Here is a 21959-nt window from a genome sequence, read left to right as displayed (position 1 = left end):
ACGCCCCGTTTCTACAAACTTAATAAAATACTTGAAAAAATACCCGCTAAAATAACCGAAACAATGGTGACTGTTACGAAACCTGCCACTAACATCGGTGGCATTAAATGGCTCGTTAAAGCCGCCTGTTCTTGTTCATCTTCTGTCAATGATTGAATCACTTCATTCGTAATAATATAATCGGCTGGAAAGCCATATAAAGCTGTCAACGAAACAGCGAATGCCATCTCTTTACTCACACCTAATACACGACCAACAATTGCTGAAAAGATGTACATCCCGATAACACCAATCACAATAATCCCAATCATTGGTAAAAATAAATCCATCAACATTTCAGGTGTGGCTTGTTTTAAGCCATCAAAGACAAAAAGCATTAACCCTAAAATCGCAAAACCAAAGCTATTTGCTTTCTGCAATGGTTGCTTTTCTAAAAAGCCTAAAGACGTTGCAATCACGCCAAAACATAAACACAGCACAAAAGGACTAATCGTCACAAACGGTGCCGTCCACACAGAAACATAATAAGCGAGTGTGGCAACTAAGGCTAAACGTAAAATTCGTGAATAATCTGTATGATATCGTTTGGGTACTTTTTCAAATAGTTTAGGCACATCTGGTTCTGCTCCTGTTTCTTGCCCCTCTTGTTCATGAACCGGCTGCCATGTCCCTGCTCGATATTCTTGAAGCTTCCGCTTTCCTTCTTTTTTTAGAACAATTGAAGTTAAGGGGTAACCAGCAAACCCTTGAATGACATAAATTAAAATTGCCAAAACCGAAAGTGAGGCTAAACCAGCTGATTGAGCCGCTTCTGACATTACTAATGAAGAAACTAAACCTCCTACTAACGGCGGGATTGCAACTAAAACTGTTTTTAAGTCAAAAACAAAAGTCCCTACAGCTAATAACAAGGCAATAATGCCCAGAATACCTGACAAAGCAATCACAATCGTTTTCCATTGATTAACCAATTCTTTAATAGAGAGCAGAGTGCCCATATTAGTAATCAACAGATACATTAATAAAGTGGCAACCACTGTAGGAATCCCTGCCACTTCCACAATATTTTGTGGAAAAATAGTCCAATAACCAAGAATAAATAAAACACCACAAACAAAAACAGATGGAATCCAAGCTTTTGTTTTGATAGAAACTACATCACCAATGTATAAAATAACCATCAGCAACGAAAAAGCAAACATTTGCGACATATAATTCCCCCTTCTACTAACTCAGATTGTTTAATTATCTGAAAATTCCAATTAATAATCAGTATAACAAACCGGAAAAGCTTCTGCAATGCTTTTAAGAAACAAAAAAGCTTTGAGAAAACAGCGTTTTCCCAAAGCAAAAAAAAATCACCTTTATATGATGAGTGCTCCCCTGCTAAAGCCATCTTTAGCAGGGAAAGCAGAGCTAGACTCGGAGTCGCCTCCAACATCATAACACTCTAAAAGAAACATCTATAAAGTGATCGGTTTATTAATTATTTAACAAATTCGATAACTACCATTGGTGCTGCATCGCCGCGTCTTGGTTCTGTCTTCAAGATACGAGTGTAACCACCTTGGCGTTCCGCGAAACGAGGTCCTAAATCGTTAAATAGCTTTTGTAAAGCTGATTCAACAACGATAGACTCATCTTCTTCACGAACACTAGCAACTTCATTACGAACGAAAGTAGCTGCTTGACGACGTGCATGAAGATCTCCACGTTTACCTAAAGTAATCATTTTTTCTACAGTTGAACGTACTTCTTTCGCACGAGCTTCAGTAGTTACGATGCGTTCGTTGATGATTAAATCAGTTGTAATATCACGTAGCATAGCTTTACGTTGGCTTGATGTGCGTCCTAATTTACGGTAACTCACGTTGGGTTCCCTCCTTCGTTTCTGTTCTCACGAGCCACTGCTGTTAAGCAGGACTGGAAACTTCGTAAAAGTCTTAATCGTCCTTACGTAATCCTAATCCTAGATCATGCAATTTAAGTTTTACTTCTTCAAGAGATTTACGACCTAAATTACGTACTTTGATCATTTCTGGTTCAGATTTGTTTGTAAGTTCTTGTACAGTATTAATGCCTGCACGTTTTAAACAGTTATATGAACGAACTGATAAATCAAGTTCTTCAATCGTCATTTCTAGCATTTTCTCTTTTTGAGTTTCTTCTTTTTCCACCATGATTTCAGCGTTTTTCGCTTCGTCAGTAAGGTTTACAAAGATATCTAAATGCTCAGTCATGATTTTCGCAGCTAAACTTAGTGCTTCTTGAGGAATGATTGAACCATCTGTCCATATTTCCATTGTTAATTTGTCGAAATCATCACGACGACCAACACGTGTATTTTCTACTTGGTAGTTAACACGACGAACGGGTGTGTAGATGGAATCAACTGGAAGTACACCGATTGGCATATCTTCTTTTTTGTTTTCGTCTGCTTGAACATAGCCACGACCAGGTTTCACTGTTAAGCGAGCATGGAAAGTAGCTCCTTCAGCAACACTACAGATAACTAAATCTTTATTTAGGATCTCAACATCACTGTCCACGATAATATCGCCGGCAGTCACGGTAGCGGGTCCTGTAATATCGATCTCAAGGGTTTTCTCTTCTTCAGCATATAATTTCAATGCTAAGCCTTTAATATTCAAAATAATTTGTGTTACGTCTTCTCGTACACCTGGAATGGTTGAGAATTCGTGTAAAACACCATCGATTTGAATATTCGTAATTGCAGCTCCTGGTAAAGAAGACAATAAAATACGACGTAGAGAGTTACCTAAAGTAGTTCCGTAACCGCGTTCTAATGGTTCAACGACGAACTTACCATAATCTCTATTTTCATCAATTTTTTCGATTCTTGGTTTTTCAAATTCAATCATTCTTATCTATACCCCTTTCAAAACGAAAAGTGTCTTGTTCAATGACGTTCCTAATTCAAACTCAGAATGAGTGGCGCTCATTAAACACGACGGCGTTTTGGAGGGCGGCATCCATTATGAGGAACTGGAGTCACGTCACGAATTGCAGTCACTTCTAAACCTGTTGCTTGTAATGAACGAATTGCTGCTTCACGTCCAGAACCAGGTCCTTTAACTGTTACGTCTACAGTTTTAAGTCCATGTTCCATTGCCACTTTAGTTGCGGCTTCTGCAGCCATTTGAGCGGCAAAAGGAGTTGATTTTTTGCTTCCTTTAAAGCCTAATGATCCTGCTGATGACCATGCTAATGCATTACCATGTGTATCAGTAATCATTACGATTGTATTGTTGAATGTAGAATGGATATGTGCTACACCTGATTCTATATTCTTTTTGACACGGCGTTTACGACTAACTTTTTTTGCTGCCATGAAGTTCTAACCTCCTTCACTTAGGAATTATTTTTTCTTGCCTGCTACTGTTTTAGTAGGGCCTTTACGAGTACGTGCATTATTTTTCGTGTTTTGTCCACGAGTTGGTAATCCACGACGGTGACGGATTCCACGGTATGAACCGATTTCCATCAAGCGTTTGATGTTTAAGTTCACTTCACGACGAAGATCCCCTTCAACTTTTAACTTATCAATTTCCGCACGAATCGCATCTGTTTGTTCGTTTGTTAAATCACGTACACGAACATCTTCAGATACGCCAACGTTTGCTAAAACTTTTTTAGCTGTAGTGTTACCAATACCATAAATGTAAGTAAGAGAAACTACTACACGTTTGTCACGAGGGATGTCTACTCCTGCAATACGAGCCATTATTCGTTACACCTCCTAATTATCCTTGACGTTGTTTATGTTTTGGATTTGCTGGGCAAATAACCATAACACGTCCTTTACGGCGAATTACTTTACAATGTTCACACATTGGTTTTACTGATGGTCTTACTTTCATGATAATACCTCCTGTGGTTTTACGGAGTACAATTATTTAAAGCGATAAGTAATACGGCCACGCGTTAAATCATACGGTGATAATTCAACTGTTACTTTGTCACCAGGTAAGATACGGATGTAGTGCATACGGATTTTACCTGAAACAGTAGCAAGAACTTGGTGTCCATTTTCTAGTTCGACTTTAAACATTGCATTCGGCAAAGTTTCGACGACTGTACCTTCGACTTCAATCATATCTTCTTTTGCCACGCACAGTACCTCCTTGTACTTGTTTCGCGTTTTCACACGATAAAACGGCGGAAACTCCAGCTCCCACCTAGAAATTCTCAACTAACTTCGTTATTCATTTTGATGTCACAAAACTGTAGAAGTCGGACTGATATATTCTACCATATTTAGTTATGTTTTGGCAAGAGAAACTGAATACAACAACAGGGTTAAACTGCGGGCAATTGGAAATTAGTTTTCGTCAATGATTTTTTTCACATCAGAAAAAACAGTATCGATTTCGCGATTGCCATCGATTGTATGCATCAAGCCTTGTTCTTTATAGAAAGCTAAGATTGGTGCGCTACTTTCAATGTTGACTGCCAAACGATTTTTAACCGTTTCGGGCTTATCATCTTCTCTTTGGTAGAATTCATGTCCGCCACAGCGATCACAAGTGCCTTCAACTTTTGGCGGGTTGAATAATTTATGATACGTTGCGCCACATGTGCGACAGATGAATCGTCCAGCTAAACGCTCGATTAATACATCTTCTTCTACATGGATGTCAATGACAGCATCAATTTTTTTGTTTAATTCTTTAAGCATTGTATCTAATGCTTTTGCTTGATCCAGTGTACGTGGGAAACCATCTAATAGGAATCCTTTGTCTGTATCTGGTTCAGCAAGGCGTTCTTTAACAATTCCGTTTGTTACTTCGTCAGGAACCAGTTCACCTTTATCGATATAAGATTTCGCTTCTAGGCCCAAGGCAGTTTCATTTTTCATTGCTGCACGGAACATATCTCCAGTAGAAATATGTGGAATGCCATACGTATCAATGATTTTTTCTGCTTGGGTGCCTTTACCTGCTCCAGGTAATCCCATTAAAATGAGGTTCATATATTCTCCTCCTAATTTTAAAGACCGGCTTATGAAGCTAGCCATATGTGAGAATGGTGCTGAGGTAAAACCTCAACACTCGATTCTTACTTATTGATAAAGCCGACATATTGACGTTTCATCATTAATCCTTCTAATTGTTTCGTTGTTTCTAATGCAACCCCGATAACGATTAGTAAACTTGTTCCACCTAAACCGATTGATTGAGGTAAGTTCCAAACCATTTGCGCAATGATTGGAAGTAAAGCAACAAGTCCTAGGAAAATTGAGCCGACAACACTTAATCTCATTAACACGCCAGATACATATTCTTCTGTACCTTTACCTGGTCGCACGCTTGGAATGTAGCTTCCTTGTTTTTGTAAGTTTTCCGCTAATTTCTCAGGGTTTACTTGAACAAATGCATAGAAGAACGTAAACGCAACGATTAGGACAGTATAGATGATTGCCCCTGGAACTGTGTTATAACTGAAGATTTTTGTCATAATGTCATACCAATTTTCACCAGCGAATTTTGATGAGAAAGCTTGTAAAATGGCATTTGGTGTTGCAATTAACGAGCTGGCAAAGATAACTGGAATAACCCCAGCAGCATTTACTTTTAACGGTAAATAACTACTTGTTGGAGCACCAGAAACACGTTTTGTATATTGGATTGGAATCTTACGTTCTGCTTGTTGGAAGAACGTTACGACTGTAACAATCACCAAAATAGCAATAACTAAGATTGCAATGAAAATAACAGATTGCCAAATACGAGAAGACTCGATATTGACGAAGTAATCTTCATAGATTTCTTTGACTGCTCCTGGCAAACGGGAAATAATCCCGGCAAAGATAATCATTGAAACACCATTTCCGATTCCTTTTTCTGTAATTTGTTCACCCATCCAAGTCACAAACATCGTCCCAGCAGTTAAAATAACTGCAATCATCACAAAGGTACCTAAGGTTGGATTGTTGACAATCCCAGTTTGACTTAAGCTATTAAAACCAGCAGTGATCCCCATTGACTGAGCCACACCCAAGACAATCGTTAGATATCTTGTAGCTTGATTTAATTTCTTACGCCCAACTTCCCCTTGTTTTGACCATTCTACAAATCTAGGTACAATATCCATTTGCAATAGTTGAATAATAATAGAGGCTGTAATGTATGGCGAAACCCCCATCGAGAAGATAGAGAAGTTTTGCATGGCACTACCACTCACCATATTCAACATATTCAAAAAGGGTAAGCTACTTAAATCAGACAATCCCTTTGCATTCACCCCGGGCACAGTAATGTGCGCACCTAGGCGAAATACAAACAAGATTAAAACTGTAAATAAGATTTTTGATCTAATGTCTTTGACTTTAAAGGCGTTCTTTAATAGCTTGAACAATTAGATCACCTCGATTGAACCACCAGCAGCTTCGATAGCTTCTTGTGCTGATTTCGAGAATTTAGCTGCTTTCACAGTTAATTTTTTCGTTAACTCACCATCTGCAAGAACTTTGATTCCCGCTTTTTCGTTTTTAACGATTCCTGCTTCTTTTAGGACAACAGGAGTTACTTCTGTTCCATCTTCAAAACGGTTTAAAGTATCTAAGTTTACAACAGCGTAATCTTTACGATTAATGTTTGTAAACCCACGTTTTGGTAAACGACGGAATAATGGAGTTTGACCCCCTTCAAATCCTAAACGAACACCACCGCCTGAACGGGCTTTTTGCCCTTTTTGTCCACGGCCAGCTGTTTTACCATTACCAGATGAAGTACCACGTCCAACACGGTTACGTACTTGGCGTGAGCCCTCAGCAGGTTTTAATTCATGAAGTTTCATAGGTTTGGCACCTCCTTAAGCAATCTTCTATTACAAATCTATAAATCTTAAACTTCTTCTACGTCCACTAAATGTGAAATAGTGTTAACCATACCTTTGATTGCTTCATTGGCAGGTTTTGTAACAGTACTATTCACTTTACCTAAACCTAACGCTTTAACTGTAGCACGTTGGTTTTGAGGACGTCCGATAACACTGCGTTTTAAAGTAATTTTTAATTCAGCCATTATTTTTGTCCTCCTTAACCGATAATTTCTTCTACAGATTTACCGCGAAGTGCTGCCACTTCTTCGGCACGTTTTAATTGTTTTAGACCTTCAACAGTTGCGCGAACAACGTTAATAGGTGTGTTTGAACCTAGTGATTTAGATGTAATATCTGCTACACCAGCTAATTCCAATACGGCACGAACTGGTCCACCAGCAGCTACCCCAGAACCTTCTACTGCAGGTTTCATAAGGATACGGCCGCCACCGAATACGCCAATTACTTCGTGCGGGATAGTAGAACCAACCATAGGCACTTCAACTAAGTTTTTCTTCGCGTCTTCGATTGCTTTACGGATAGCTTCAGGTACTTCTTGTGCTTTACCAGTACCGAAACCAACGTGTCCGTTTTTGTCACCGACAACAACTAAAGCTGCGAAACGTAAACGACGTCCACCTTTAACAACTTTTGTTACACGGTTGATCGCTACAACGCGGTCTTCTAATTCCAAATGTTTTGGATCAATATAAACCATGAATGGTGTTCCTCCTTCTCCTAAAATTCTAGTCCATTTTCACGAGCAGCTTCAGCTAAAGCTTGCACGCGGCCATGGTAAAGGTATCCACCACGGTCGAAGACTACTTTTTTGATGCCTTTTTCAGCGGCACGTTCAGCAACTAGTTTACCAACAGCTGCAGCTGTTTCTGTTTTTGTTCCACCTGAAATTTCTTTATCCAAGGCAGAGGCACTTGCTAGCGTCACACCCGCTACGTCATCAATGACTTGCGCGTAGATGTTTTTGTTAGAACGGAAAATGTTCAAGCGTGGGCACTCAGCAGTACCAGAGATTTTGTTACGTACACGACGATGTCTCTTTTGACGTGTTTTGTTTTTATCTGGTTTTGTAATCACAATTTTCACCTCTTTGATTTAATGTTTACTACTAATATTTCAAGCAGTCAGCAGATTACGGAAAAGAGAAGCTGGCAGACAAGACAAAAGCATTTTATTGGAAAAATCCCATAAAATGACAGTTGCTTGTTGTTGACTTCTGTTTTCTACACAGCTGTTATTATTTACCAGTTTTACCTTCTTTACGGCGTACAAATTCACCAACATAGCGAATCCCTTTGCCTTTATAAGGTTCTGGAGGACGAACGCCACGGATGTTAGCAGCTAATTCACCAACAACTTCTTTGTTGATGCCTTTAACGATAACTTGTGTGTTCGCAGGTACTTCAAATGTTACGCCTTCTGGTGCTGTCATTTCGACAGGATGAGAATAACCAACGTTTAAAGTTAATTTGTTGCCTTGTACTTGGGCACGGTATCCGACCCCGATAAGTTCAAGTGCTTTTTGGAAACCTTCAGAAACACCAACAACCATGTTGTTGAAGTTTGCACGAGTTGTTCCGTGGATTGTTTTCATTTCTTTTGAATCGTTTGGACGAGTGAATGTCACTTCGTTTCCTTCGATGTTCATTTTGATATCAGAAGAAAATTCGCGTGTTAATTCACCTTTAGGTCCTTTAACTGTAATGTTGTTTCCGTCTTGCTTGATTTCAACACCAGCAGGAAGAACAACAACTTTATTACCAATACGGCTCACTTAGAGACACCTCCTTGTGTATTTTTTAGAATTACCATACGTAGGCGATTACTTCGCCGCCGATATTTTTCGCTCTAGCTTCTTTGTCAGTAATTACACCCTCTGATGTAGAGATGATTGCAATTCCTAGACCGTTTAATACTTTTGGTACTTCGTCAGCTTTTACGTATGCACGTAAACCTGGTTTAGAAATACGTTTTAAGTTTGTGATAACACGTTCTTCGTTTTTACCATATTTTAGGAAAACACGGATTACGCCTTGTTTGTCATCTTCGATGTATTCTACGTCGCGGATAAATCCTTCACGTTTCAGGATTTCTGCGATATCACGTTTGATTTTTGAAGCAGGTACTTCTAAAGTTTCATGTTTAACCATGTTCGCATTACGAATGCGAGTTAGAAAATCTGCAATTGGATCTGTCATGACCATTGAACTATTTACCTCCTTTATGCGAGTTTACTTGTTTACCAGCTAGCTTTCTTCACGCCGGGAATTTGACCTTTATAGGCAAGTTCGCGGAAGCAAATACGGCAAAGATGAAATTTACGATAAACTGAATGTGGACGTCCACAACGTTCACAACGAGTATAAGCTTGTGTTGAATGTTTAGCAGGACGTTTGTTTTTAGCAATCATTGATTTTTTAGCCACGTAGTTCGCCTCCTTATATTATTTTTGGAATGGCATACCTAATTGTGCCAACAATTCGCGAGACTCTTCGTCAGTGTTCGCTGTTGTAACAATTACGATGTCCATACCGCGTACTTTATCTACTAAATCATAATCAACTTCTGGGAAGATTAATTGTTCTTTAATACCTAAAGTATAGTTACCACGACCATCGAAAGCTTTTTTGCTGACACCGTGGAAGTCACGTACACGAGGTAAAGAAACTGTTACTAATTTATCTAAAAATTCGTACATTCTTTCGCCGCGTAGCGTTACTTTCGCACCGATTGGCATTCCTTCACGTAAACGGAATCCAGCGATAGATTTTTTAGCTTTTGTGATAAGTGGTTTTTGACCAGTGATTAATGCTAATTCTTCAACAGCTTTGTCTAAGTTTTTAGCATTTGATACTGCATCACCCACACCCATGTTGATAACGATTTTATCAACTTTAGGTGTTTGCATAACTGAGCTGTAATTAAATTTTTCCACCAATGATGGTGTTACTTCTTTAATATATTTTTCTTTCAGGCGGTTCATTCAGTAAGCCCTCCTTCCGCAATTTTTATTTATCTAAAACTTCACCTGTTTTTTTAGAAACGCGGACTTTTTTGCCGTCGACTTCTTTAAACGCAACTTTAGTAGCTTCTCCGTTTGAAGGATCAATCACCATTACATTAGAAACATGAATTGGCGCTTCCACTTCAAGGATTCCACCTTGTGGGGCTGCTTGGTTTGGTTTTTGGTGTTTTTTAACGACGTTGACACCTTCAACGATAACTTTATCTTGTTTAGGAAACGCTGCTAAGACAACGCCTTCTTTGTTTTTATCTTTACCAGTGATAACTTTTACTTTATCGCCTTTTTTAACAAACATTACTGTTTCGCACCTCCTTTAACGTGGGCTCGAGATTATAATACTTCTGGTGCTAGAGAAACGATCTTCATGAAGTTGTTTTCACGTAATTCACGTGCAACTGGTCCGAAGATACGTGTTCCGCGTGGGCTTTTATCGTCACGGATAATTACCGCAGCATTTTCATCAAATTTGATGTAAGAACCGTCAGCACGACGAGCGCCAGATTTTGTACGAACGATAACGGCTTTAACTACTTCACCTTTTTTAACAACCCCACCTGGCGTTGCTTGTTTGACAGTAGCAACAATAACGTCACCGATGTTAGCAGTTTTACGACCAGATCCGCCTAGGACTTTGATCGTTAAAATTTCACGTGCGCCAGAATTGTCAGCGACTCTTAAACGACTTTCTTGTTGGATCACGATGTGTATCCCCCTTTCAGATTTTGTGCTTCAATCTATTAGGAAATTCTCGTTTTATTAGATAATAACTGCTTCTTCGACTACCTCTAGTAAACGGAAACGTTTTGTAGCTGATAATGGACGAGTTTCCATGATTTTTACGATGTCTCCAACTTTCGCTGTGTTGTTTTCATCATGCGCTTTATATTTTTTAGAATATTTCATACGTTTGCCATAGATAGGGTGGTTTTTCTTTGTTTCAACGACAACTGTGATTGTTTTATCCATTTTGTCTGATACCACGCGACCTTGGTAAACTTTACGTTGATTTCTTTCTTCAGTCATACGCGTTTGGCCTCCTTCCACTATTAGTTAGCTTGTTCACGCAATACTGTTTTGATGCGTGCAATCGATTGACGTACTTCTTTAATACGTGCAGTGTTTTCTAATTGACCTGTTGCTAATTGGAATCTTAAGTTGAACAATTCTTCTTTTAATTGTTTTTCTTTATCTAGCATTTCGGCAGTGGTTAATTCTCTGATTTCTTTAACCTTCATTCGATTCACCACCCATTTCCTCACGTTTTACGATCTTAGTTTTTACCGGCAATTTGTGAGATGCAAGACGAAGAGCTTCACGAGCTACTTCTTCAGGAACGCCTGCGATTTCAAACATGATTTTACCACGTTTAACTGGTGATACCCAGCCTTCTGGTGCCCCTTTACCTTTACCCATACGTACGCCGATAGCTTTACTTGTGTAAGACTTGTGAGGGAAAATTTTAATCCATACTTTCCCGCCACGTTTCATGTAACGAGTCATTGCAATACGGGCTGCTTCGATTTGACGGTTAGTAATCCAGTGAGATTCAGTTGCTTGTAAACCCCATTCACCAAATGCTACTTCTTTTCCGCCTTTAGCTTCACCGCGCATTTTTCCGCGGAATTCACGACGGTGTTTTACACGTTTAGGTACTAACATGATTATTTCCCTCCTTTCTCAGTGTTTTTTTTCGTTGGAAGAATTTCTCCACGATAGATCCACACTTTAACTCCTAGTTTTCCGTAAGTAGTGTCCGCTTCTTCCCATGCGTAATCAATGTCCGCACGTAATGTGTGAAGTGGTACAGTTCCTTCAGAGTATCCTTCTGAACGAGCGATATCCGCACCGTTTAGACGACCTGATACTTGAGTTTTGATTCCTTTAGCGCCAGCACGCATTGCGCGTTGGATGGCTTGTTTTTGAGCACGACGGAAAGCAACACGGTTTTCTAATTGACGTGCAATTCCTTCGCCTACTAATTTTGCATCTAAATCTGGTTTTTTGATTTCAACGATGTTGATGTGAACTCGTTTGCCAGTTAATTTGTTTAATTCTTTTCTTAGGTTTTCGACTTCAGATCCGCCTTTACCGATAACCATACCTGGTTTAGCTGTGTGAATTGAAATGTTAACACGGTTTGCAGCGCGTTCGATTTCAATTGTAGATACAGCAGCATCAGCAAGTTTTGTTGCGATAAATTTACGGATTCTTAAATCTTCGTGTAAGAATTCAGCATACTCTTTTTCAGCATACCATTTCGCATCCCAGTCGCGGATGATGCCTACACGCATTCCAATTGGATGTACTTTTTGACCCACTGATTGTCCCTCCTCTTAAATGTTTAAGCTCTGTTTTCATAAAGAAAACAGCCTATTTCATGAGACTTATTTCTCTGTTACAACTACTGTGATGTGACTAGTACGTTTGTTGATTGGTGAAGCTGAACCTTTTGCACGAGGACGGAAACGTTTCATTGTTGGTCCTTCGTTAACAAATGCTTCAGATACGACTAAGCTTTCAACGTCTAAGTCAAAGTTGTTTTCTGCGTTAGCAACTGCTGACATTAAAACTTTTTCAATGATTCCAGCAGACTTGTTCGGTGTGAATTTCAAGATTGAAATTGCATCCGCAACGCTTTTCCCTCTGATAAGATCGATTACTAAACGTGCTTTACGAGGTGAAGTGCGAACTGTTTTTGCAGTTGCTTTAGCTGATGTAATTTGTTCTGACATTTGCATATCCTCCCCTCAAAATTAGCGTTTAGTTTTTTTATCGTCAGCAACGTGGCCACGATAAGTTCTAGTTGGTGCAAATTCACCTAATTTATGTCCTACCATGTCTTCTTGAATGTAAACAGGGACATGTTTCCGTCCATCATATACAGCGATTGTGAAACCTACGAATGATGGAAAAATTGTAGAGCGGCGAGACCAAGTTTTAATTACTTTTTTCTTTTCGGCACCTTGTTGTGCTTCGACCTTTTTCATCAAATGATCATCGACGAAAGGTCCTTTTTTTAAACTACGACCCATGGTGAACCTCCTCTCAAAATGTACGACACATGGTCAAAAAAATTATTTAGTACGACGACGAACGATAAGTTTGTCTGATTTAGCTTTTTTATTACGTGTTTTGTATCCAATTGCTGGTTGACCCCATGGAGATACTGGCGCTTTACGTCCAATTGGTGTTTTACCTTCACCACCACCGTGTGGGTGATCGTTAGGGTTCATTACGCTACCACGAACAGTTGGGCGTTTACGCATCCAACGAGAGCGGCCAGCTTTACCAATGTTGATTAATTCGTGTTGTTCGTTACCAACTGAACCGATTGTTGCACGGCAAGTTGCTAAGATCATACGAACTTCGCCAGAGTTTAAGCGGATTAATACGTATTTGCCTTCTTTACCAAGTACTTGCGCGCTTGTTCCAGCTGAACGGATTAATTGTCCACCTTTACCAGGTTTCATTTCAATGTTGTGGATAACTGTACCAACTGGAATGTTTTCCAATGGTAATGCGTTACCTACTTTAATATCTGCTTCTGGACCAGATACTAGGCGCATGCCTACTTCTAATCCTTTTGGTGCTAAGATGTATGCCTTAACCCCGTCTTCGTAATGAACTAACGCGATGTTAGCAGAACGGTTTGGATCGTACTCGATCGTTTTAACAACCGCTGCGACGTTATCTTTATTACGTTTGAAGTCAATCACACGGTATTGACGTTTGTGACCGCCACCTTGGTGACGAACCGTAATGCGACCGTTGTTGTTACGACCGGCATTGTTTTTTAATGGCTGTAACAATGATTTTTCTGGTGTTGAAGTTGTGATTTCAGCGAAATCAGAACTTGTCATGTTACGACGGCCATTTGTGGTAGGTTTGTACTTTTTAATCGCCACGTCTTATTTCCCTCCTACGTTGATATTGTTCAGGACTGCTTATTCAGCAGCTTCGAATAATTGAATTTCTTTTGAATCTTCAGTTAATGTAACGATCGCTTTGCGACGTTTTTTTGTATAACCTGCATATTTACCCATGCGTTTGAATTTTGGACGCACGTTTAAGATGTTTACGTTTGCTACTTTAACATCGAATGCTGATTCAACAGCTTGTTTTACTAAAGTTTTGTTTGCGCGAGTGTCCACTTCGAAAGTATATTTCTTTTCGTCCATAGCTAACATGGATTTTTCAGTGATCACTGGGCGTTTGATTACGTCTAGTAATTCCATTATGCAAGCACCTCCTCAATTTGAGTAAGAGCTGTTTGTGTTGCCAAGACTTTGTTAGCTGACACAACATCTAACACACTAACGTTATCAGAAGTTACTACAGAAACGTTTGGTAAGTTACGAGCTGATAAAGCTGCAAAGTCGTTACCATTTTCTAAAACAACTAATACTTTAGTATCGATAGACAAGTTAGCAAGAACTTGTTTGAATTCTTTTGTTTTTGGTGCATCGAAGCTTAAACCTTCTACTGCTACCAAGTTATTTTCAGCAACTTTGTCTGATAATACAGATTTCATTGCTAAGCGACGAACTTTTTTAGGAAGTTTGTAGCTGTATGAACGCGGTGTTGGTCCAAAGACTACGCCACCTCCACGCCATTGTGGTGAACGGATTGAACCTTGACGAGCACGACCAGTTCCTTTTTGACGCCATGGTTTGCGGCCACCGCCACGAACAGCGCTACGGTTTTTAACTGCGTGTGTTCCTTGTCTTAATGAAGCACGTTGCATGATGATTGCATCATAGACAACACTTTCATTAGGTTCGATTCCGAAGATTTCTTCATTTAAAGTGATTTCACCGTTTTGAGTTCCATCTTGTTTGAATAATGCTACATTCGGCATTCCTTAGTTCCTCCTTTCCCTACACTTATTTAGCTTTCACAGCTGATTTGATTGTGATTAAAGATTTTTTCGCTCCAGGAATGTTTCCTTTGATTAAGATAACATTTCTTTCTACGTCCACTTTAACAACTTCAAGGTTTTGAATTGTTACGCGGTCGCCACCCATACGGCCGGCTAGTCGTTTATTTTTAAATACACGGTTAGGCGCTACTGGACCCATTGACCCAGGACGACGGTGATAACGAGAACCATGAGACATAGGTCCGCGGCTTTGGCCGTGACGTTTGATTGCCCCTTGGAATCCTTTACCTTTCGTAGTACCTGTAACATCAACAACGTCTCCTGCTTGGAAAACATCTACTTTGATTTCTTTACCTACTTCATATTCTCCTAGCTCAACATTCTTGAATTCTTTAATGAAGCGCTTAGGAGCCGTGTTTGCTTTTGCAACATGACCTTTCGCAGGTTTGTTTGATAAAACTTCACGTTTGTCTTGGTAACCAACTTGGATAGCTTCGTATCCGTCAGTTTCAACAGTTTTTACTTGTAAAACTACGTTTGGCGTAGCTTCAACTACTGTTACTGGAATTAATTCACCAGACTCAGTAAAGATTTGTGTCATTCCCACTTTTTTCCCTAAGATTCCTTTGGTCATGAGTACACCTCCATCTTAATTTTATAGTTTGATTTCAATATTAACACCAGACGGTAAGTCAAGCTTCATTAGAGCGTCAACTGTTTTTGGTGTTGGGTTCACAATGTCAATTAGACGTTTGTGAGTACGCATTTCGAATTGTTCGCGAGAATCTTTGTATTTATGAGTCGCACGAATAACTGTGTAAAGTGAGCGTTCTGTTGGTAATGGAATCGGACCTGATACGTCAGCTCCAGTTCTTTTTGCTGTTTCCACAATTTTATCCGCTGATTGATCTAAAATACGGTGTTCATACGCTTTTAAACGGATACGAATTTTTTGTTTTGCCATCTTGTTCCCTCCTTCGCCTATTTTAAAAGTAGACATAGCTCCACGAAAATTTATCCGGCATGCTCGTTCATGGCAAAGCGTCCGAGCGTGTCGCAACCTCTCGCTTCACAGCCGGCAAATCAAATCGTTGATCTACCAATGCTTTTTACACTCCTGTAAACAGCACCTTTTTGATTATACTATGAAAGGATAGTGTTAGCAAGGATTTTCTGCGTTTTTTTGAAAGAATTTTTTCTTGTTTTGAAAAGCATTTGTTTTGTTTTTCAATTCTTTTCATTCTATTTTTATAAAAAAAGAATTTGAGATTCCTTTTTTACCAGAATCTCAAATTCTTTCTTTTTTATTCTATTAACCAATCCGGCGCATTGGAATATCATTGTTATCTGGATGAACCAATAAATATTGAATAACATCAATATTGCTTGCTTGGAATGAGGCTGCACATGCTTGCAAATATAAGTCCCACATTCGATAGAAGCGCTCGCCTTTTTCGTCAACAATTTCTGCTTCTATATTATGGAAGTTTTTTGTCCAATGTTCCAACGTCAATTGATAATCTCTGCGCAAACTTTCCAAGTCAATCACTTGCAAGTCATTTTCTGTCATATGACCGACTAGCTCAGTGACACCAGGAATATAGCCACCAGGGAAAATATAACGATTAATCCAAGCATTTTTAGCCCCACCTTGTTGGCGACTGATCCCATGAATCAACGCCGTACCTTTAGGCGCTAAATTTCGTTGAACGACGTCAAAATATTCATGTAGATTTTCTGCACCGACATGTTCAAACATCCCGACACTCGTAATATGGTCAAAAGACTCTCCTTTTAAATCACGATAATCCATCAATTTGACAGTCATTCGATCTTGTAGGCCTTCTTTTTCTATAATATGGCGAATATGATGAAATTGCTCTTCACTTAATGTAATCCCAGTTGCTTTGGCTCCGTATTCTTTCACCGCAGTTAAAATTAACGTGCCCCAGCCGCAGCCAATATCCAGTAAAGTGTCGCCCTCTTTGATAAACAATTTATCTAAAATATGATGCACTTTATTCACTTGCGCTTGTTCTAATGTATCTTCAGGCGTTTTAAAATAAGCACATGAATACGTCATTGTTTGGTCAAGCCATTTTTTGTAAAAATCATTTCCTAGATCGTAATGGCTGTGAATATCCTCTTGCGAACGTTTTTTTGAATGACTTTCTTTAGGAAGCCATTTAATAAATTTAGCATTGTGTAAAAAGCTATCCTTTTGGTTATACACATCATAAATCAGCGCTTGGATATCGCCTTCGATTTCAATTTTGCGATCCATGTAGGCTTCCCCTAAAGTTAACGAAGCGTTATTCAGTAAATCCTTCACAGGAATTTTTTCATTGAATACAATTTTAAAAACCGGATCCCCCGACCCTTGCCCATACTCTTTGACGGTACCATCCCAGTATGTGACTTGTGTCTTTTTTGAAAAAGACCATTTAAACAGTTGACTGTACGTTTCTTTTTCTAACATTGCATTCCCTCCATTAAATACCATTTGAAGCCAAAACAAAAAGAAGTCGCTTTCCGGTAGTTCGTCAAAACAAACACCACAGTCCGTTCTAAACTGAAGCACAGAAAAGTTAACACCCCTTCTATGTTCCGCTTCTTTTTTTGCAATTACAGTTCTATTCTACTCCTCTTTTAAAAATTTGAACATTCTTTTAACGTAATACCTACTATTGTTATTCTTTATCACAAAAAAACTAGAGCCAGCCCTTGACAGACTCCTCTAGTTTTAAATATTATGCTTTCTTACACATCCGTTGTTCCGCATGAGTGTATGCGCCATGCCATACGTGCCCCACATAAGGATTAACTTGAATACCGTGTTTAATCGCCGCTGCCACAAATTTTTTCGCTAAAGTTACTGCTTCTAACACCGAATAACCTTTCGCCAAGCCAGCTGTGATTGCCGCTGAAAAAGTACAACCTGCACCATGATTATAATCAGTAGGATATAATTCATTTTCCAAAAGATGCGCGGTGTGACCATCGTAAAACAAGTCCAGTGCTTTTTCACCAGCTAAGCGATGTCCCCCTTTAACCACGACATGCTTGGCTCCCATTTGTACAATTCGTTTTGCCGCTTCTTCCATCTCCGCCACGGAAGAAATTTCGCCTAAACCAGATAAGATGCCCGCTTCAATTAAATTAGGCGTGGCAACTAATGCTAATGGCAGTAAATCGTTTTTTAGGCCTTCCACACTTTTGGGTTGCAGAATTTGTGCCGTTCCCTTACAAGCAATGACTGGGTCAATCACGACTTTTTGAATTTTCTCTTGTTTAATGTATTTGCTAGCCATTTTAATATTTTGTTCATTGCCCATCATCCCTGTTTTCAAAGCCGCTACTGGACCGCCTGCAAAAACCGAAATCAATTGTTTTTCTAAGAGCGTTTCTGGCAATTCAGTTACTTCATGTGACCAACCTGTCGTAGGATCCATCGTCACAATCGAGGTTAAACTTGAAAATCCAAAAACTCCATACTCTTCAAATGTTTTTAAATCTGCTTGAATCCCTGCCCCTCCAGTTGAATCGGAGCCTGCAATCGTCAATACTTTTTCCATTAAATCACCTACCCTTTTCTCCAAGTATACTGAAGAAACAAGTCTGCTAAAACAGCCAATTGGCTTATTTTTTAGCCAGCCAATTTCTAAACAAAAAAAAGACCAGAGAATAAATTCTCTGGTCTTACGTCCGAATACCCCAGTTTTTCACGCTGGTTAAAACTATAGTTAAAAAGTTAATTATTTAACGATTTCAGTAACAACGCCTGAACCTACAGTACGTCCGCCTTCACGAATAGAGAAACGAGTTCCGTCTTCGATAGCGATTGGGTGAATTAATTCAACGTCCATAGCAACGTTATCACCAGGCATTACCATTTCAGTACCTTCTGGCAATTCTACAACACCAGTAACGTCTGTTGTACGGAAGTAGAATTGAGGACGGTAGTTAGTGAAGAATGGAGTGTGACGTCCGCCTTCTTCTTTTGATAATACGTATACTTCAGCTTTGAATTTTGTGTGTGGAGTGATTGTAGCTGGTTTAGCTAATACTTGTCCACGTTCGATATCTTCACGTGCTACACCACGTAATAAAGCACCGATGTTGTCGCCTGCTTCAGCGTAGTCTAATAATTTACGGAACATTTCAACACCTGTAACAGTTGTTTTAGATGTTTCGTCTTTAATACCAACGATTTCAACTTCGTCACCAACGCGAACTTCACCACGTTCAACACGGCCTGTAGCAACAGTACCACGTCCAGTGATTGAGAATACGTCTTCGACTGGCATCATGAATGGTTTGTCAGTATCACGTTCTGGAGTTGGGATATATTCGTCAACTGCAGCCATTAATTCTAAGATTTTTTCTTCATAAGACTCGTCGCCTTCTAAAGCTTTCAAAGCAGAACCTGCGATAACTGGAACATCATCGCCTGGGAAATCGTATTCTGATAATAAGTCACGAACTTCCATTTCTACTAATTCTAATAATTCTTCGTCATCAACCATATCCATTTTGTTTAAGAATACAACGATGTATGGTACACCAACGTTACGTGATAATAAGATATGTTCACGTGTTTGAGGCATAGGACCATCAGCAGCAGAAACTACTAAGATAGCTCCGTCCATTTGAGCAGCACCAGTGATCATGTTTTTAACGTAGTCCGCGTGTCCTGGGCAGTCAACGTGTGCATAGTGACGAGTTTCAGTTTCATATTCGATATGAGAAGTGTTGATTGTGATTCCACGTTCTTTTTCTTCTGGAGCGTTATCGATAGAATCGTAGCTTTGTGCTTCCCCGCCACCGTGTTTTGATAATACAGTAGCAATTGCAGCTGTTAATGTAGTTTTACCATGGTCAACGTGTCCGATAGTACCAATGTTAACATGGGATTTAGAACGGTCAAATTTTTCTTTTGCCATTTTGAATGTTCCTCCTAAAAATATAAATTTTATTGTTTGTTTTATATGTGATAGACGTTACTAAAAATCGTCTGATCATCATAAGCTATTTTACACGAAATCTTGAAAAAAGGATAGTTCTAAAAACAAACCTTTTATTCTCAAGGAAAATTATGCGTTGCCGCCGTTTTTCTTGATGATTTCTTCTTGAACAGACTTAGGTACGTCTTCATAGTGGTCAAATACCATCATAAATGTACCGCGTCCTTGTGTTGCTGAACGTAATGTTGTAGCATAACCAAACATTTCAGCTAAAGGTACCATCGCATTAACGATTTGAGAGTTACCGTGTGCTTCCATACCTTCAACACGTCCACGACGACTTGTTACGTGTCCCATGATATCACCTAAGTAATCTTCAGGAACAGTAATTGTAACTTTCATCATTGGTTCTAAAATAACTGGGTTTGCATTTTTAGCCGCAGCTTTCAATGCCATAGAAGCAGCTACACGGAAGGCCGTTTCATTTGAATCGACATCGTGGTATGAACCATCGTAAAGTTTTGCTTTGATATCAACTAATGGATAACCAGCAAGAACACCGTTGTTCATAGAGTCTTCTAACCCTTTTTCAACTGCTGGGATGTATTCACGAGGAACCACACCACCGACAATTGCGTTTTCAAACTCGAAGCCTTTACCTTCTTCATTTGGTGTAAATTCAACCCATACGTGACCGTATTGTCCTTTACCACCAGACTGACGAACGAATTTACCTTCTGCTTTAGTCGCAGCACGGAATGTTTCGCGGTAAGATACTTGAGGAGCACCTACGTTAGCTTCAACTTTGAATTCACGTTTCATACGGTCTACTAAAACGTCTAAGTGCAATTCACCCATACCAGAGATAACTGTTTCACCAGTTTCAACGTTTGTTTCAACGCGGAATGATGGATCTTCTTCAGCAAGTTTTTGTAGAGCCACGCCCATTTTATCTTGGTCAGCTTTTGATTTAGGTTCAACAGCGACTTGGATAACTGGATCAGGGAATTCAATAGATTCAAGAATAACTGGTGCATCTAATGCACATAATGTATCACCAGTTGTTGTGTCTTTCAGACCAACAGCAGCAGCAATATCACCAGAGTACACTTTATCAATTTCTTGACGAGTGTTGGCGTGCATTTGTAGGATACGACCGATACGTTCTTTTTTGCCTTTTGAAGCGTTCAATACGTATGAACCACTTTCAAGGACACCAGAATAAACACGGAAGAAAGTTAAACGACCTACGAATGGGTCAGTCATAACTTTAAATGCTAATGAAGCGAAAGGTGCTTCGTCATCAGCTGGACGAGTTGTTTCTTCGTCTGTTTTAGTATCGATCCCTTTGATAGCATCGATATCTAATGGAGATGGTAAGTAATCAAGAACAGCGTCCAACATTAATTGAACCCCTTTATTCTTGAATGCTGAACCAGCTAATACAGGGAAGAACTCAACGTTGATTGTTGCTTGACGGATACCAGCGACTAATTCTTCTTCAGTGATTTCTTCACCTTCAAGATATTTCATCATTAAGTCTTCGTCAGTTTCAGCAACAGCTTCAACTAATTTTTCGCGCCATTCTTGCGCTTTTTCTAAATAATCTTCAGGAATATCAGTTTCTTGAATATCTGTTCCCAAATCATTTGTGTAGATTTCAGCTTTCATTTTAATCAAGTCAATGATTCCAGTGAAGTCTTCTTCAGCTCCGATTGGAATTTGAATTGGATGAGCGTTTGCTTGTAAACGATCATGTAATGATTCTACTGAATAGAAGAAGTCCGCACCGATTTTATCCATTTTGTTACAGAATACAATACGAGGAACTTTATATTCAGTCGCTTGACGCCAAACAGTTTCTGTTTGAGGTTCTACACCTGATTGAGAGTCAAGAACTGTTACCGCACCATCTAATACGCGCAGAGAACGTTGTACTTCAATTGTGAAGTCCACGTGTCCTGGAGTATCGATGATATTTACACGGTAGCCTTTCCACTGTGCAGTTGTCGCAGCGGATGTAATCGTGATACCACGTTCTTGTTCTTGTTCCATCCAGTCCATTTGTGAAGCACCTTCATGGGTTTCACCGATTTTATGGATTTTACCAGTGTAGTACAAGATACGCTCAGTTGTTGTTGTTTTACCAGCATCAACGTGGGCCATGATACCAATGTTACGAGTTTTTTCAAGTGAAAATTCTCTTGCCATTTTGTATGTTTACTCCTCT

General features: G+C 39.4%; 35 protein-coding genes. All 35 read right to left on the bottom strand.

The window, feature by feature from the left end:
* Positions 1-11 precede the first annotated feature (11 nt).
* The 35 genes from IGJ41_RS00880 to fusA all read right to left on the bottom strand — a co-directional run bounded on the left by IGJ41_RS00880 (position 12) and on the right by fusA (position 21940).
* On the bottom strand, positions 12-1211 hold the full coding sequence (locus IGJ41_RS00880; RefSeq protein WP_002363456.1) for a membrane protein: 1200 nt from the start codon (positions 1209-1211) through the stop codon (positions 12-14).
* On the bottom strand, positions 1181-1441 hold the full coding sequence (locus IGJ41_RS00875; RefSeq protein WP_002390254.1) for a hypothetical protein: 261 nt from the start codon (positions 1439-1441) through the stop codon (positions 1181-1183). Before IGJ41_RS00875 ends, IGJ41_RS00880 begins: the two co-directional genes overlap by 31 nt.
* A 45-nt stretch (positions 1442-1486) precedes the next feature.
* Positions 1487-1870 carry a 50S ribosomal protein L17 gene (rplQ, locus tag IGJ41_RS00870; RefSeq protein ID WP_002356228.1) on the bottom strand — a complete coding sequence of 128 codons (384 nt, stop codon included), beginning with the start codon at positions 1868-1870 and terminating at the stop codon, positions 1487-1489.
* A gap of 73 nt (positions 1871-1943) precedes the next feature.
* Positions 1944-2882: a DNA-directed RNA polymerase subunit alpha gene (locus IGJ41_RS00865; RefSeq protein ID WP_002356227.1), complete on the bottom strand. Its 939-nt coding sequence runs from the start codon at positions 2880-2882 to the stop codon at positions 1944-1946.
* 80 nt (positions 2883-2962) lie between these two features.
* Positions 2963-3352, bottom strand: coding sequence for a 30S ribosomal protein S11 (rpsK, locus tag IGJ41_RS00860; RefSeq protein ID WP_002356226.1), 390 nt, complete (start codon positions 3350-3352; stop codon positions 2963-2965).
* A 27-nt stretch (positions 3353-3379) separates the two neighbouring features.
* A complete protein-coding gene (gene rpsM, locus IGJ41_RS00855) occupies positions 3380-3745 on the bottom strand; it encodes a 30S ribosomal protein S13 (RefSeq protein WP_002356225.1) in 366 nt (121 codons plus the stop codon).
* 19 nt (positions 3746-3764) lie between these two features.
* Positions 3765-3881: a 50S ribosomal protein L36 gene (gene rpmJ, locus IGJ41_RS00850; protein ID WP_002288710.1), complete on the bottom strand. Its 117-nt coding sequence runs from the start codon at positions 3879-3881 to the stop codon at positions 3765-3767.
* Between the two features lie 32 nt (positions 3882-3913).
* The gene (gene infA / locus IGJ41_RS00845) at positions 3914-4132 is read right to left on the bottom strand and encodes a translation initiation factor IF-1 (RefSeq protein WP_002356224.1); all 219 of its coding nucleotides are present in this window, start codon (positions 4130-4132) and stop codon (positions 3914-3916) included.
* Positions 4133-4342: 210 nt separating this feature from the next.
* A complete protein-coding gene (locus IGJ41_RS00840; protein ID WP_002356223.1) occupies positions 4343-4993 on the bottom strand; it encodes an adenylate kinase in 651 nt (216 codons plus the stop codon).
* Between the two features lie 86 nt (positions 4994-5079).
* Positions 5080-6378 carry a preprotein translocase subunit SecY gene (secY, locus tag IGJ41_RS00835; RefSeq protein ID WP_002359350.1) on the bottom strand — a complete coding sequence of 433 codons (1299 nt, stop codon included), beginning with the start codon at positions 6376-6378 and terminating at the stop codon, positions 5080-5082.
* Positions 6379-6819, bottom strand: a complete 441-nt coding sequence (gene rplO, locus IGJ41_RS00830; protein ID WP_002356221.1) for a 50S ribosomal protein L15 — start codon at positions 6817-6819, stop codon at positions 6379-6381. It abuts the gene before it with no gap.
* Positions 6820-6866: 47 nt separating this feature from the next.
* Positions 6867-7046: a 50S ribosomal protein L30 gene (rpmD, locus tag IGJ41_RS00825; protein WP_002356220.1), complete on the bottom strand. Its 180-nt coding sequence runs from the start codon at positions 7044-7046 to the stop codon at positions 6867-6869.
* A gap of 14 nt (positions 7047-7060) precedes the next feature.
* Positions 7061-7561 carry a 30S ribosomal protein S5 gene (gene rpsE / locus IGJ41_RS00820; protein ID WP_002356219.1) on the bottom strand — a complete coding sequence of 167 codons (501 nt, stop codon included), beginning with the start codon at positions 7559-7561 and terminating at the stop codon, positions 7061-7063.
* A gap of 20 nt (positions 7562-7581) precedes the next feature.
* Complete coding sequence (gene rplR, locus IGJ41_RS00815; protein WP_002356218.1) at positions 7582-7938, bottom strand: 50S ribosomal protein L18; 357 nt, start codon at positions 7936-7938, stop codon at positions 7582-7584.
* A 160-nt stretch (positions 7939-8098) separates the two neighbouring features.
* Positions 8099-8635 carry a 50S ribosomal protein L6 gene (gene rplF / locus IGJ41_RS00810; RefSeq protein WP_002356217.1) on the bottom strand — a complete coding sequence of 179 codons (537 nt, stop codon included), beginning with the start codon at positions 8633-8635 and terminating at the stop codon, positions 8099-8101.
* Between the two features lie 31 nt (positions 8636-8666).
* A complete protein-coding gene (gene rpsH, locus IGJ41_RS00805) occupies positions 8667-9065 on the bottom strand; it encodes a 30S ribosomal protein S8 (protein ID WP_002356215.1) in 399 nt (132 codons plus the stop codon).
* A gap of 35 nt (positions 9066-9100) precedes the next feature.
* A complete protein-coding gene (locus tag IGJ41_RS00800) occupies positions 9101-9286 on the bottom strand; it encodes a type Z 30S ribosomal protein S14 (RefSeq protein ID WP_002356214.1) in 186 nt (61 codons plus the stop codon).
* A gap of 18 nt (positions 9287-9304) precedes the next feature.
* Positions 9305-9844 carry a 50S ribosomal protein L5 gene (gene rplE, locus IGJ41_RS00795; RefSeq protein WP_002356213.1) on the bottom strand — a complete coding sequence of 180 codons (540 nt, stop codon included), beginning with the start codon at positions 9842-9844 and terminating at the stop codon, positions 9305-9307.
* Positions 9845-9869: 25 nt separating this feature from the next.
* Positions 9870-10181: a 50S ribosomal protein L24 gene (gene rplX / locus IGJ41_RS00790; protein WP_002356212.1), complete on the bottom strand. Its 312-nt coding sequence runs from the start codon at positions 10179-10181 to the stop codon at positions 9870-9872.
* 35 nt (positions 10182-10216) lie between these two features.
* Positions 10217-10585, bottom strand: a complete 369-nt coding sequence (gene rplN, locus IGJ41_RS00785) for a 50S ribosomal protein L14 (RefSeq protein WP_002356211.1) — start codon at positions 10583-10585, stop codon at positions 10217-10219.
* 57 nt (positions 10586-10642) lie between these two features.
* Positions 10643-10909: a 30S ribosomal protein S17 gene (gene rpsQ / locus IGJ41_RS00780; protein WP_002359348.1), complete on the bottom strand. Its 267-nt coding sequence runs from the start codon at positions 10907-10909 to the stop codon at positions 10643-10645.
* Between the two features lie 23 nt (positions 10910-10932).
* Positions 10933-11121 carry a 50S ribosomal protein L29 gene (gene rpmC, locus IGJ41_RS00775; RefSeq protein ID WP_002383858.1) on the bottom strand — a complete coding sequence of 63 codons (189 nt, stop codon included), beginning with the start codon at positions 11119-11121 and terminating at the stop codon, positions 10933-10935.
* The gene (rplP, locus tag IGJ41_RS00770) at positions 11111-11545 is read right to left on the bottom strand and encodes a 50S ribosomal protein L16 (protein ID WP_002356208.1); all 435 of its coding nucleotides are present in this window, start codon (positions 11543-11545) and stop codon (positions 11111-11113) included. The genes rpmC and rplP overlap by 11 nt, the downstream gene beginning before the upstream one ends.
* A 2-nt stretch (positions 11546-11547) precedes the next feature.
* Positions 11548-12204 (bottom strand): 30S ribosomal protein S3, encoded by a 657-nt coding sequence (rpsC, locus tag IGJ41_RS00765; RefSeq protein WP_002356207.1) that lies wholly within the window; start codon positions 12202-12204, stop codon positions 11548-11550.
* A gap of 66 nt (positions 12205-12270) precedes the next feature.
* Positions 12271-12618, bottom strand: coding sequence for a 50S ribosomal protein L22 (rplV, locus tag IGJ41_RS00760; RefSeq protein ID WP_002356206.1), 348 nt, complete (start codon positions 12616-12618; stop codon positions 12271-12273).
* 21 nt (positions 12619-12639) lie between these two features.
* Complete coding sequence (rpsS, locus tag IGJ41_RS00755) at positions 12640-12918, bottom strand: 30S ribosomal protein S19 (RefSeq protein WP_002356205.1); 279 nt, start codon at positions 12916-12918, stop codon at positions 12640-12642.
* A 42-nt stretch (positions 12919-12960) separates the two neighbouring features.
* Entirely contained in the window at positions 12961-13791 is an 831-nt protein-coding gene (rplB, locus tag IGJ41_RS00750) for a 50S ribosomal protein L2 (RefSeq protein WP_002356204.1), read from the bottom strand.
* A gap of 39 nt (positions 13792-13830) precedes the next feature.
* Positions 13831-14121, bottom strand: coding sequence for a 50S ribosomal protein L23 (locus IGJ41_RS00745; RefSeq protein WP_002356203.1), 291 nt, complete (start codon positions 14119-14121; stop codon positions 13831-13833).
* On the bottom strand, positions 14121-14744 hold the full coding sequence (rplD, locus tag IGJ41_RS00740) for a 50S ribosomal protein L4 (protein WP_002356200.1): 624 nt from the start codon (positions 14742-14744) through the stop codon (positions 14121-14123). Before rplD ends, IGJ41_RS00745 begins: the two co-directional genes overlap by 1 nt.
* A 25-nt stretch (positions 14745-14769) precedes the next feature.
* Positions 14770-15399, bottom strand: coding sequence for a 50S ribosomal protein L3 (gene rplC, locus IGJ41_RS00735; RefSeq protein WP_002356199.1), 630 nt, complete (start codon positions 15397-15399; stop codon positions 14770-14772).
* A gap of 21 nt (positions 15400-15420) precedes the next feature.
* Positions 15421-15729 (bottom strand): 30S ribosomal protein S10, encoded by a 309-nt coding sequence (gene rpsJ, locus IGJ41_RS00730; protein WP_002389727.1) that lies wholly within the window; start codon positions 15727-15729, stop codon positions 15421-15423.
* 348 nt (positions 15730-16077) lie between these two features.
* Entirely contained in the window at positions 16078-17244 is a 1167-nt protein-coding gene (locus IGJ41_RS00725) for an SAM-dependent methyltransferase (RefSeq protein ID WP_002391607.1), read from the bottom strand.
* 271 nt (positions 17245-17515) lie between these two features.
* Positions 17516-18340: a bifunctional hydroxymethylpyrimidine kinase/phosphomethylpyrimidine kinase gene (thiD, locus tag IGJ41_RS00720; protein ID WP_010713619.1), complete on the bottom strand. Its 825-nt coding sequence runs from the start codon at positions 18338-18340 to the stop codon at positions 17516-17518.
* A gap of 180 nt (positions 18341-18520) precedes the next feature.
* On the bottom strand, positions 18521-19708 hold the full coding sequence (tuf, locus tag IGJ41_RS00715; protein WP_002356194.1) for an elongation factor Tu: 1188 nt from the start codon (positions 19706-19708) through the stop codon (positions 18521-18523).
* A gap of 150 nt (positions 19709-19858) precedes the next feature.
* The gene (gene fusA / locus IGJ41_RS00710; protein ID WP_002356192.1) at positions 19859-21940 is read right to left on the bottom strand and encodes an elongation factor G; all 2082 of its coding nucleotides are present in this window, start codon (positions 21938-21940) and stop codon (positions 19859-19861) included.
* Between the last annotated feature and the right edge of the window lie 19 nt (positions 21941-21959).

It is taken from the genome of Enterococcus sp. DIV1537a (assembly GCF_051712085.1).
GTDB classification, from domain to species: domain Bacteria; phylum Bacillota; class Bacilli; order Lactobacillales; family Enterococcaceae; genus Enterococcus; species Enterococcus faecalis.
Note: the sequence above shows the minus strand (reverse complement) of the source record. Positions and strands in the feature narration are given on the sequence as shown.

Bases quoted from the DNA above. Each gene is read 5' to 3' on its own strand.
- rpmC (WP_002383858.1), bottom strand. From the start codon at position 11,121: ATGAAGGTTAAAGAAATCAGAGAATTAACCACTGCCGAAATGCTAGAT.
- rplP (WP_002356208.1), bottom strand. From the start codon at position 11,545: ATGTTAGTACCTAAACGTGTAAAACACCGTCGTGAATTCCGCGGAAAA.
- IGJ41_RS00840 (WP_002356223.1), bottom strand. From the start codon at position 4,993: ATGAACCTCATTTTAATGGGATTACCTGGAGCAGGTAAAGGCACCCAA.
- thiD (WP_010713619.1), bottom strand. From the start codon at position 18,340: ATGGAAAAAGTATTGACGATTGCAGGCTCCGATTCAACTGGAGGGGCA.
- rplC (WP_002356199.1), bottom strand. From the start codon at position 15,399: ATGACCAAAGGAATCTTAGGGAAAAAAGTGGGAATGACACAAATCTTT.
- rpsQ (WP_002359348.1), bottom strand. From the start codon at position 10,909: ATGACTGAAGAAAGAAATCAACGTAAAGTTTACCAAGGTCGCGTGGTA.
- IGJ41_RS00880 (WP_002363456.1), bottom strand. From the start codon at position 1,211: ATGTCGCAAATGTTTGCTTTTTCGTTGCTGATGGTTATTTTATACATT.
- rplV (WP_002356206.1), bottom strand. From the start codon at position 12,618: ATGTCAGAACAAATTACATCAGCTAAAGCAACTGCAAAAACAGTTCGC.
- rpsE (WP_002356219.1), bottom strand. From the start codon at position 7,561: ATGGTTTATATTGATCCAAAACATTTGGAATTAGAAGACCGCGTTGTA.
- tuf (WP_002356194.1), bottom strand. From the start codon at position 19,708: ATGGCAAAAGAAAAATTTGACCGTTCTAAATCCCATGTTAACATTGGT.
- IGJ41_RS00745 (WP_002356203.1), bottom strand. From the start codon at position 14,121: ATGGAATTACTAGACGTAATCAAACGCCCAGTGATCACTGAAAAATCC.
- rpsM (WP_002356225.1), bottom strand. From the start codon at position 3,745: ATGGCTCGTATTGCAGGAGTAGACATCCCTCGTGACAAACGTGTAGTA.
- rpsJ (WP_002389727.1), bottom strand. From the start codon at position 15,729: ATGGCAAAACAAAAAATTCGTATCCGTTTAAAAGCGTATGAACACCGT.
- IGJ41_RS00865 (WP_002356227.1), bottom strand. From the start codon at position 2,882: ATGATTGAATTTGAAAAACCAAGAATCGAAAAAATTGATGAAAATAGA.
- rplE (WP_002356213.1), bottom strand. From the start codon at position 9,844: ATGAACCGCCTGAAAGAAAAATATATTAAAGAAGTAACACCATCATTG.
- rplD (WP_002356200.1), bottom strand. From the start codon at position 14,744: ATGCCGAATGTAGCATTATTCAAACAAGATGGAACTCAAAACGGTGAA.
- rplO (WP_002356221.1), bottom strand. From the start codon at position 6,819: ATGAAACTTCATGAATTAAAACCTGCTGAGGGCTCACGCCAAGTACGT.
- IGJ41_RS00725 (WP_002391607.1), bottom strand. From the start codon at position 17,244: ATGTTAGAAAAAGAAACGTACAGTCAACTGTTTAAATGGTCTTTTTCA.
- rplX (WP_002356212.1), bottom strand. From the start codon at position 10,181: ATGTTTGTTAAAAAAGGCGATAAAGTAAAAGTTATCACTGGTAAAGAT.
- IGJ41_RS00875 (WP_002390254.1), bottom strand. From the start codon at position 1,441: ATGTTGGAGGCGACTCCGAGTCTAGCTCTGCTTTCCCTGCTAAAGATG.
- rpsK (WP_002356226.1), bottom strand. From the start codon at position 3,352: ATGGCAGCAAAAAAAGTTAGTCGTAAACGCCGTGTCAAAAAGAATATA.
- rpsS (WP_002356205.1), bottom strand. From the start codon at position 12,918: ATGGGTCGTAGTTTAAAAAAAGGACCTTTCGTCGATGATCATTTGATG.
- fusA (WP_002356192.1), bottom strand. From the start codon at position 21,940: ATGGCAAGAGAATTTTCACTTGAAAAAACTCGTAACATTGGTATCATG.
- rpmD (WP_002356220.1), bottom strand. From the start codon at position 7,046: ATGGCTGAATTAAAAATTACTTTAAAACGCAGTGTTATCGGACGTCCT.
- rpmJ (WP_002288710.1), bottom strand. From the start codon at position 3,881: ATGAAAGTAAGACCATCAGTAAAACCAATGTGTGAACATTGTAAAGTA.
- rpsH (WP_002356215.1), bottom strand. From the start codon at position 9,065: ATGGTCATGACAGATCCAATTGCAGATTTTCTAACTCGCATTCGTAAT.